A 9,551-nucleotide genomic window follows, 5' to 3' on the forward strand; every position below is an offset into this window, starting at 1 on the left:
CCAGTCACCAGTCCCCAGTCACCAGTCCCTGCTTTTCTTGACTAATATATAGACTATGTTTTTTTCTGTAATAGCTTGTCAGCGATGAAAATAAATTCCACTGTAGTTCTGACGTTGATTTTGTTAACCCTAATGCTGGGAGCAGGTTCTGTGAGCGCATTTTTGGGTTTTTCGATGGGAAGTTCTGCTCTCAAAGGTGTTTCGTCACCAGATGGTCGCCCCACTAGCAAATTTGCCAGCAATAGGAATAATAACGCCGAATCGGACAGAGTAAATTTATTAAAAGAGGAAGATATTATCAAAGCTGTAAAAGCGCGAATGCAAGATAATAAAACTGATAATAAGGCACAAAAACGAGAGGAAGAAGAAGAAATCACAGCCAAAAAATCTGAGGCTGCCCAAAAGCGCGAAGAAGTAGCAGAAGAAAAACTAGAACCAGGATTTCCAGTTGTGGCTGAGAGCGAAGGCGTAACAATGTCTGTACAATCGGTTCGTTATTCTGGTGGTGATTTAATACTAAGAGTCAAAATGCAGAATCAAGCTAATGATACTGTTAGATTCTTGTATAGTTTTTTAGATGTTACTGATGATAAAGGCAGAACTTTGAGCGCCATTACAGAGGGATTGCCCGCCGAATTACCAGGTAAAGGTCCAACCTTTACAGGTACAATCAGCATTCCTACAGCTTTACTAGATGATGTGAGCAGTGTATCACTGGCGTTAACAGATTATCCCGCCCAAAAACTGAAATTACAGGTATCCGATATTCCTGTGGAAAAATAAAAATGCTATTATTAGCGTTTTAGTATGACAATAATGTTGACGGACTTTTAGATTTTCGCCTTTGGATTTTGAACCCAATATTCAAAATTTCCGATTGAATAACAAACCCCTGACTGTAGGTATGTTTAAACTTTGCCCAATATGGGGTCAATCTAAAATCTAAAATCTAAAATCTAAAATCTAAAATCTAAAATCTAAAATCCAAAATCTAAAATCCAAAATTCTTTAACATAACCTTGAGAGGTGAGTGCTTTTTCTCAGTTAATTTGGACAGATATAGGGTTTAAATTGTTGTCAGTGTTACTGCTGATAGCAATTAATGCCTTTTTCGTTACCGCAGAATTTTCAATGGTGACAGTGCGGCGAACTCGTATCCATCAGCTGGTTCAAGCTGGTGATATACCTGCGATCGCAGTAGAAATGTTACAACGTAGTATTGACAGGTTGTTATCTACTGCCCAATTAGGTATTACCCTTTCTAGTTTGGCATTAGGTTGGATTGGAGAAAGTAGCATTGTCGTCATAGTAAACGCATGGTTACAGTCCTGGCCTTTACCGGGGAATTTGAGTAATTTTCTGGCTCATTCTCTATCAATTCCCATTACCTTTTTCTTACTTGCCTATTTACAAATAGTTTTAGGAGAATTATTTCCTAAATCAGTGGCCATGTTGTATTCCGAAAAACTGGCCAGGTTTTTAGGTCCTTCTGTGAAAGCTATAGTCCGATTTTTCAGTCCGGTAATTTGGATTCTCAACCAATCAACCCGTTACCTGTTAAAATTATTTGGCATTGAATACACAGGTCAAAGTTGGAGACCTCCAGTTACACCTGAAGAATTACAATTAATTATATCAACAGAACGGGAATCAACAGGTTTAGAATTAGCAGAAAGAGAACTGTTAAATAATGTTTTTGAGTTTGGAGAAATTACCGCCCAAGATGTAATGATTCCCCGGACAAGCATTATTACTTTACCAGAAGATGCTACTTTTCAAACATTATTACAAGAAATGACATCTACTGGACATTCTCTCTATCCCATCATTGGTGAATCTTTAGACGACATTCGCGGTATTGTTTATTTTCAAGATTTAGCAACACCGTTATCCCAGGGGAAAATGACCTTAGAAACACAAATTTACCCTTGGATGCGTCCCCCCCGGTTTGTCCCAGAACAGACACTTCTGAGCGAATTATTGCCCATGATGCAGCAAGAAAAACCGACGATGGTGATCGTGGTTGATGAATTTGGCGCTACCGTGGGAATAGTGACAATTCAAGATGTAATTGCTGAAATTATTGGTAATGCAGGTGAACCAACAGTTACTGATGATTTGCTGGTGCAAATGTCAGAAAAACAAACATTTTTAGTGCAAGCACAGATAAATCTAGAAGACCTAAATGAAGTTTTACATATTAATTTACCCTTAGCAAGAGAATATCAAACTTTGGGAGGTTTTGTACTTTATCAGTTGCAAAGAATACCCGCCAAAGGGGAAATATTCAACTATGAGAATCTAGAATTTACTATAGTCTCAGTTAGCGGACCACGCTTGCACCAAATCGAAATTAGAATATTATAGCACGAGTCAGGAGTCTTAGGGGCGAAGCATTCGGGGGAGCAATTAAGCTGTTGTGTATTTAATTTGTATAAGTGGAACAGGCATCTTGCCTGTTAAATAAGAGTTCAGAATATTAGGATTATACAATTTAGCTGTGTAACAGCTTATCAATTTTATGAACAGCCTATTTTCCTGTAAGGGCGAAGCATTCGGGGGAACAATTATCAATTTTATGAACAGCCTATTTTCCTGTAAGGGCGAAGCATTCAGGGGAACAATTATCAATTTTATGAACAGCCTATTTTCCTGTAAGGGCGAAGCATTCAGGGGAGCAATTATCAATTTTATGAACAGCCTATTTTCCGAATGCTTCGCCCCTACTTCGCCTCATGATTAATTGCTCTTTTAAATACTCTTCTTAGTTGTGTAAAGTTTGCCACCCAGTACCTTGATAACCATAATCAAATATTTCTGGGTGCAATATTTCTGCCAATATTTCCACAGAATCAACTAAACGCGGTCCAGGTCGGTTAAAATAAGCATTACCATCAGTGATGAAAACTCTGCCAGTTTTAACAGCGTGCAGTTTTTCCCACTCTGGACGCTGAGTTAATAATTTCGCTTCTTGTTGAGTCCGTTGTAAATTAAAGCCGCGGGGCATAAAAATAATTACATCGGGGTTAGTAGCAACCAAGGTTTCCCAGTTGATGAGAGCAGAAGGTTTACCCGTAACACTAAACAAGGTTTGTCCACCTGCCAAATTAACTAACTCAGGTATCCAATTTGCAGCCGTCATCACCGGATCAGTCCACTCGATACAAGCAACTGTAGGCATTTCTGCTACAGACAGTCCTTGAACTTTTCGGTTACAAATTTTAACTCTGGCTTCTAAATTTTCAAGTATTTTTACTGAATCTACTCCAAAGGTTTGACCTATTCTCTCAATGTCACCCCACACATCCCGCAGTGTGTTAGGCTGTAAAGAGATAATCTGTGGTGAACTGTGGGTAAGTTGGGTGACAGCTTTCTCTACTTCTGGTAAACTGACTGCTGAGACATCACATTGAGCTTGAGTAAGAATATGGGTAGGTTGCAATTTCTCTAAAACATCTAATTTGATGTTGTAAATACTCAAAGCAGATTGTACTATTTTGTTGACTTGATCATGAATGCTATTGCTAGGAGCTTTACCATTTAACCGTGCTTGTGTGCAAACTGGAAGATGGGAAATTTCTGGGGGATAATCACATTCATGCGATCGCCCAACTATAGCATTTTGCAAACCCAGAGTAGCAGCAATTTCCGTCGCACTAGGAATTAAAGAAACAATTTTTATATCTGTATCTATCATAAGTATTACCTCCTGGGGATAGGAGTTACAGGAGTACAGGAGTTACAGGAGTAGGGGTTTAGCACTGCTAAACCCTTACAGCAGTCAGTAGTCAAGAATAAAAAACGGTTTCAATTTTTTTTACACTTGTTGCTACTTTTATTTTTGCATACTTCCAGAAATAAGATATCTATCTTGAGGATGTTAGCATTTTTATTTAGCGCCCATTTGCGACAATCAGGAAAGGCGATGAAAAGGCGCACAGGTATATACAGGTATATAAAGTTTGAGTAAATTTTGCTTGTTCTTATCTAGAACACCGATTCATTAATCGTAAGGGCGGATAGCATTCGGACAGAATATGAACTAGTTTCAGCCATAGGTAAGCTGTTGTGCATTTAATTTGTATAAGTGGAACAGGCATCTTGCCTGTTCCACAAGAGTTCAGAATATTAGGATTATACAATTTAGCTGTGTAACAGCTTATCACCCGAATGCTTCGCCCCTACAAAGTTTTGCTCTGGCTTTTCATCAATTATTTTTTCCTCTAGTGAGAAATCCGGGCTAAAGTCGGTTAAAACCGAATATTTTTTATTGGGTTTATATGGATGAGAAATTGATTTTTGGGTTGCATTATTACGCATATCCTATGATTAATTCCCAAATATTCAATTGACCCACATCTGGAGGTGAATTATCAATAACTTGTAATTGCCAATTGCCCCTAGCAGAGATGGAAAGTAATTGTTTAAGGACAGGATGCGATCGCACACTATAAGTCCTTTCTAACTGAGTTTGTTTTCCCAATGTCCGACTTTGTAACAACACTTGTTGATTATTAGGAGAAATTAAATAAATTTCTAAATCTCCTAAAAATTCATGAGTAATATTCACCGTTACTTGAATATCTGCAACAGTGACATTTTCATTCACCGTAATTATACTCCTGATTCCCCTTTGATCATTATCAGGAATTGCCACTATATTTTTATTCTCACCTTTTAGTTGTTTGTTAACACTTGATGTCACTTTACTCAACTGTTGCGCTACACGTACAGATTTAGCAGCATTAACTTTACCATAACCAAACCAAATACAATGACCATTACTATCATAAGTTCCACCCCGCAAACCTAATTGTGGGTCAGGTTCTGGATCAACAATTTTATCAGTGGTTTCTTGTAAAATACGGTTAACTTGTTGAGCCGTTAAATCAGGATTAACTGATAAAATTAAAGCTGCTATTCCAGCGACTACAGGAGTTGCACTAGAAGTACCACCAAAATTATTAGTAAAATTTCCAGGATTATAACCAGCTGCTCCGAGTTGATCTGTAGTAAACATTCCCAAACCAAGAAGAGAAGTATTTATGGTTGGTTGTGTGTAAACAAAACCAGTTTCTTGAAACCACATTCCTGGAGGAGCATTATTACTAGGAGCGCAAACAGAAATATTTTCACCCCAATTACTATAAGCTGCTTTTTTATTTAAACTCGTAGACGCAGAAACCGCAATTACATCTGGATGAACTGCAAAACCACTTAACCAAGCTGTTTTACCTTGTAAAATATTCTTTGGCCAATTTTGCTCATTGATAGTGCCATCAATGGGACGATTAGCATTACCAGCGGCAAAAACAATTACACATCCTTTACCATTTCTTCCTTGAGTAGCAGCGCGGTTAATAGCCGCCTTTTGACGCAAAGATAAAGGAAAATAAACAGCAGAAGCTCCCCAACTACAAGAAATTACACTAGCACCGTGATTAATTGCCCAATTAAATATATCTTCAATAGATTCATCATCTAAATATCCCGTGGTGCGAATTGGCATTAAAGCACAACCAGGAGCAACACCAACAATTCCTTGACCATTTTCTTCGGCTACAGCTATTCCTGCACAAGCAGTACCGTGACTGGTTTCTTGTTCTCCAGGTAAAGGTAAAAAATCATTTTCTTTCAAATCTCTAGGCGCAATAACTTTACCCAAACCTTGAAAATCTGGATGATTTAAATCAAAAGAATCATCCACAACTGCAACCACCACAGAACGCACACCGCGAGTAATATCCCAAGCTTGTTCTACAGAAATATGAGAACCTATTCCTAACTGATTACCGCTATTATGGTTAAGATACCATTGCTGAGAATAGAGAGAATCACTAGGTTTATAATGTGGTTCTTGTTGAATAAAAATATTTGGTTCGGCAGCTAAAACTTCTGGAAGTGCTTGCAATTGGTTGGTAATTTTAATGGGATTTTCTGTGGCTTGTTTGCTAACAAGAAAAATAAATGTATTAGGTAGCCCTGGAACTGATTGATTTTCCATTAAGCTATATGTGGCAGCTATAGTATTAATTTTGGCAGAGTCCACCCAAGTCGCAAATTGAATTGTGATTTGGTCACTTAAATAAACATAAGTACCTGGATTATCTTTAAACTTGTAAACATGACTAGCAAAAGCTACCTTTTCATCAGCCCTTGCTTGGGACATGGCCGCGTCTAACCGACTAGGTTCAACGGTGAATACTTCTAATTTGGCTCTGGGGATAGTGCGCCGCCAAATGCCCCAAGAAACCTGAGATAATTGTTCAGGAGAAAGTTTGGCTGTCGGACGGATGGTAAAGCGTTCCCAAACTTTTTCTAAAATCAATTCTTCTCCACCACGTTGTAAAACAACTCCTTGGCTGCTTGTGGGTACACCTGTAGTTTGAGAATTAGAGGAATTAAGGCGATCGCTCATCATGGAATACTTGACTGAATATGCAGGGTTACAGGAACTCTATTCAACTGATGTCCAGTCTACATCAGAGAAAGTTGTGATCTAATTTTGCTGTATCTCAAGCACAAACCGAGTTAAGATACCCAAAGTTTCCATAAATTTTTTATAGACTTGTTACAGTATTTGACCCCATGAACCTTACTGCTACTTCTTTATCACTTATTGCAATTCTTAGTCTGCTATCACCTGTACAGGCTCAGTTAATACAGCTACCCGATAACCAAGCACAACCTATTGATGGTAATGAACCTAATACCCTGCGTCCCAACAGCCAAAATAATAGCTTGTTAAGTATGGCAGGTGGCGATCGCCTGATGAAAGAGGCAGAACAAGCTGTTTCCGGTCAAAACTACACCCTAGCTGCTAAAAAACTCCAAGAAGCACGCCAACTTTATAATCAGCTATCTAATTTTTACCAAGATTTAAATGCCAGTTTTTCCGGTATTGACATCAGAGTATCTGATTCTCAACGCAAAAAAGCCCTGGAAACTGCCCAAAAACGCGACGAAGCAACCTATCAATTAGCACTAGTACATCGAGCTTTAAATCAGCCAGAATTAGCAGTACCATTATTGATTCAAATTATTAAGAGTCAAAACCCCACACGGGAATTAGGTAAAAAAGCTTATCAACAACTGTTTGAATTAGGTTTTGTTGATACCGCTTATCCCAGAAAATAGTTGATAGTTAATAGTTGATAGTTGATTGTGTTATCAACTTCCCCTGCTCCCCTGCCTCTTAACTGTCACCTGTCACCTGTCACCTGTCACCTATTCCCTGATAATAATAGAGAAGTAAGTTTTTTTCAGGAATTGGGATGATTACTCCACAGCAAGTTGAGGACATGATTAAGGCAGAACTGCCAGATGCACAAGTTGAGGTGCAAGACTTAACAGGTGGTGGGGATCACTATCAGGTGACTGTCGTTTCATCACAGTTTGCAGGTAAGGGACTTGTAAAACAACACCAGATGGTTTATGGTGCGTTGAAGCAAGCGATGTCAACTGAAGCGATTCATGCCTTGGCTTTGAAAACATCTACTCCCGAAGCTTGACTAATTTTAGATTTTAGATTTTAGATTTTAGATTTTATATTTTGGATTTTAGATTTTGGATTTTGGATTTTGGATTGAATAAATTACATGAAAATGAAAAAATTGCAATCTAATCAAAATCTATAAATCAATCTAATAAATCAATCTAATAAATCAATCTAATAAATCAATCTAAAATTGAATGAACCTTGGAATTTTGAATCTCCGCAAAAAGGAACTAACAACAATGACACCGGAAGTTAAAGAAAAAATTGATAACTTGATCAAGAACAATAAAATCATGGTTTTCATGAAGGGAACTAAATTAATGCCCCAATGTGGTTTTTCTAACAATGCGGTGCAGATTTTCAATGCTTTGGGCGTTCCCTTTGAGACTTTTGATGTGCTTTCTGATTATGAAGTCCGTCAAGGCATTAAAGAATATTCTGAGTGGCCAACAATTCCCCAAATTTACATTAATGGTGAATTTTTAGGCGGTTCTGATATTTTGTATGAAATGTATCAAAAAGGTGAATTACAGGAAAAAGTAGAAGTAGCACTAGCTTCATAAATTGGGGACTGTGGACTGGGAAGATAGATGGGGAGATGGGGATATCTCACAAGGGTAGGTATTTTACATTGTCGTGAGGGCAAGACAAGGATGACTTGGAAGGACAGTGAACAAGGGAGGAAAACCCTACAAAATCAGATTCTCTTGATCACCAGAACAGTCCGTCAAAATACCATTGTGCGTATTAAATCTTCCTTGTCTACTTTCCCTCCGTGTCTTCCAGGTCTTCCCTTCACAGATAATATATATAAGATTTGCGTAAATTGGGGGAGAGTATATTTCCGTATAATTGCCAAAGCTGTAAGGAAATCGGAAGTAAATTTTCAAATTGTTGCTTGCCTTGTAAACAATGGTTTGTAAGCTATTGGTAGCTTTACTTATTTCCCAGTGATTTTTTATATTCTCAAGTTCATCAACAGATTATATGAATTCTGCACAAGAACTCAAATCAGAAATTGCTGCCATGCCTAGCTGGTTACGCCGTTCTATTGGTAAAGCTAGTGAAATTTCGACGGTACAACGTATTATTAAGCAGCGTCAAATTCATACTATTTGTGAAGAAGGCCGCTGTCCCAACCGGGGGGAATGCTACGCCCAAAAAACGGCAACTTTTTTACTCATGGGTCCGACTTGCACTAGGTCTTGTGCTTTTTGTCAAGTAGATAAAGGTCACGCACCAATGCCCGTAGACGAGGAAGAACCGCAAAAGGTAGCAGAATCTGTACATTTGTTAGGATTGAGCTATGTGGTACTGACTGCTGTTGCCCGTGATGATTTAGCTGACGGGGGTGCAGGTCATTTTGTCAAGACTATGGCAACAATTCGCCAAATGAACCCAGCAACGCAAATTGAGGTTCTCACACCAGATTTTTGGGGTGGTGCGGGTGTGGGTGAAACTGGTCAAAAGCACAGGATAGCTATGATTGTGAATGCTCAACCGGCTTGTTATAATCATAATGTGGAGACGGTTCGCAGGTTAACAGGTCCGGTGCGACGAGGTGCAAAATACGATCGCTCTCTGGCAGTGTTAGCAACAGTGAAAGAAATTGATGCCAGTATACCCACTAAGTCCGGTTTAATGTTGGGACATGGGGAAACTAAGGAAGAAATAATTGAAACAATGGCGGATCTGCGGGCTGTGGGTTGCGATCGCATCACACTCGGTCAATACATGCGCCCTTCTTTGGAACATCTCCCAGTACAAAAATATTGGACACCAGCAGAATTTGATGAACTGGGGAAAATAGCCCAGGACATGGGCTTTAGTCATGTTCGTTCTGGTCCTCTGGTGCGGAGTTCTTATCATGCTGGTGATTGGTAATTGGTAATTGGTAATTGGTAATTGGTAATTGGTAATTCAATTTTGGATTTTGGATTTTGGATTTTGTTCACTCCAATCTAAAATCTAAAATCTAAAATCTAAAATTTTCTTCCCCAGTCCCCAGTCCCCAGTCACCAGTCCCCAGTCCCCAGTCCCCAGTCCCCAGTCC

The 9,551-nt window shown here is 38.8% G+C and carries 9 protein-coding genes; 6 read left to right on the top strand and 3 right to left on the bottom strand.

From position 1 onward, the window contains the following. Window positions 1-84: 84 nt before the first annotated feature. Window positions 85-783: a hypothetical protein gene (locus PN497_RS13115; RefSeq protein WP_096565695.1), complete on the top strand. Its 699-nt coding sequence runs from the start codon at window positions 85-87 to the stop codon at window positions 781-783. A gap of 243 nt (window positions 784-1,026) precedes the next feature. Then, window positions 1,027-2,367, top strand: a complete 1,341-nt coding sequence (locus PN497_RS13120) for a hemolysin family protein (RefSeq protein ID WP_096565693.1) — start codon at window positions 1,027-1,029, stop codon at window positions 2,365-2,367. Window positions 2,368-2,764: 397 nt separating this feature from the next. Here PN497_RS13120 and PN497_RS13125 read toward each other — a convergent pair whose 3' ends face one another. From PN497_RS13125 to PN497_RS13135, 3 genes are all read right to left on the bottom strand, one after another. Then, a complete protein-coding gene (locus PN497_RS13125) occupies window positions 2,765-3,697 on the bottom strand; it encodes a cobalamin-binding protein (RefSeq protein WP_096565689.1) in 933 nt (310 codons plus the stop codon). Between the two features lie 446 nt (window positions 3,698-4,143). Then, a complete protein-coding gene (locus PN497_RS13130; RefSeq protein WP_193944214.1) occupies window positions 4,144-4,320 on the bottom strand; it encodes a hypothetical protein in 177 nt (58 codons plus the stop codon). Further along, window positions 4,313-6,418, bottom strand: coding sequence for a S8 family serine peptidase (locus tag PN497_RS13135; protein WP_096565687.1), 2,106 nt, complete (start codon window positions 6,416-6,418; stop codon window positions 4,313-4,315). The genes PN497_RS13130 and PN497_RS13135 overlap by 8 nt, the downstream gene beginning before the upstream one ends. A 170-nt stretch (window positions 6,419-6,588) precedes the next feature. On the opposite strand from PN497_RS13135, the gene PN497_RS13140 reads away from it, so the two are divergent. The 4 genes from PN497_RS13140 (at window position 6,589) to lipA (ending at window position 9,382) form a co-directional block, all read left to right on the top strand. Further along, the gene (locus tag PN497_RS13140; RefSeq protein ID WP_096565685.1) at window positions 6,589-7,137 is read left to right on the top strand and encodes a hypothetical protein; all 549 of its coding nucleotides are present in this window, start codon (window positions 6,589-6,591) and stop codon (window positions 7,135-7,137) included. A gap of 137 nt (window positions 7,138-7,274) precedes the next feature. Beyond that, window positions 7,275-7,511 carry a BolA family protein gene (locus tag PN497_RS13145; protein WP_096565682.1) on the top strand — a complete coding sequence of 79 codons (237 nt, stop codon included), beginning with the start codon at window positions 7,275-7,277 and terminating at the stop codon, window positions 7,509-7,511. 226 nt (window positions 7,512-7,737) lie between these two features. Further along, entirely contained in the window at window positions 7,738-8,061 is a 324-nt protein-coding gene (grxD, locus tag PN497_RS13150; protein WP_096572563.1) for a Grx4 family monothiol glutaredoxin, read from the top strand. Between the two features lie 424 nt (window positions 8,062-8,485). Next, window positions 8,486-9,382: a lipoyl synthase gene (gene lipA / locus PN497_RS13155; RefSeq protein WP_096565679.1), complete on the top strand. Its 897-nt coding sequence runs from the start codon at window positions 8,486-8,488 to the stop codon at window positions 9,380-9,382. The last annotated feature ends 169 nt before the right edge of the window (window positions 9,383-9,551 follow it).

The organism is Sphaerospermopsis kisseleviana CS-549 (genome assembly GCF_028329225.1).
Taxonomy (GTDB): Bacteria; Cyanobacteriota; Cyanobacteriia; order Cyanobacteriales; family Nostocaceae; genus Sphaerospermopsis; species Sphaerospermopsis kisseleviana.

Excerpts from the sequence above, each read along its gene's own strand:
- PN497_RS13115 (WP_096565695.1), top strand. The coding sequence starts at position 85 with ATGAAAATAAATTCCACTGTAGTTCTGACGTTGATTTTGTTAACCCTA.
- PN497_RS13125 (WP_096565689.1), bottom strand. The coding sequence starts at position 3,697 with ATGATAGATACAGATATAAAAATTGTTTCTTTAATTCCTAGTGCGACG.
- PN497_RS13130 (WP_193944214.1), bottom strand. The coding sequence starts at position 4,320 with ATGCGTAATAATGCAACCCAAAAATCAATTTCTCATCCATATAAACCC.
- PN497_RS13135 (WP_096565687.1), bottom strand. The coding sequence starts at position 6,418 with ATGAGCGATCGCCTTAATTCCTCTAATTCTCAAACTACAGGTGTACCC.
- PN497_RS13140 (WP_096565685.1), top strand. The coding sequence starts at position 6,589 with ATGAACCTTACTGCTACTTCTTTATCACTTATTGCAATTCTTAGTCTG.
- PN497_RS13145 (WP_096565682.1), top strand. The coding sequence starts at position 7,275 with ATGATTACTCCACAGCAAGTTGAGGACATGATTAAGGCAGAACTGCCA.
- grxD (WP_096572563.1), top strand. The coding sequence starts at position 7,738 with ATGACACCGGAAGTTAAAGAAAAAATTGATAACTTGATCAAGAACAAT.
- lipA (WP_096565679.1), top strand. The coding sequence starts at position 8,486 with ATGAATTCTGCACAAGAACTCAAATCAGAAATTGCTGCCATGCCTAGC.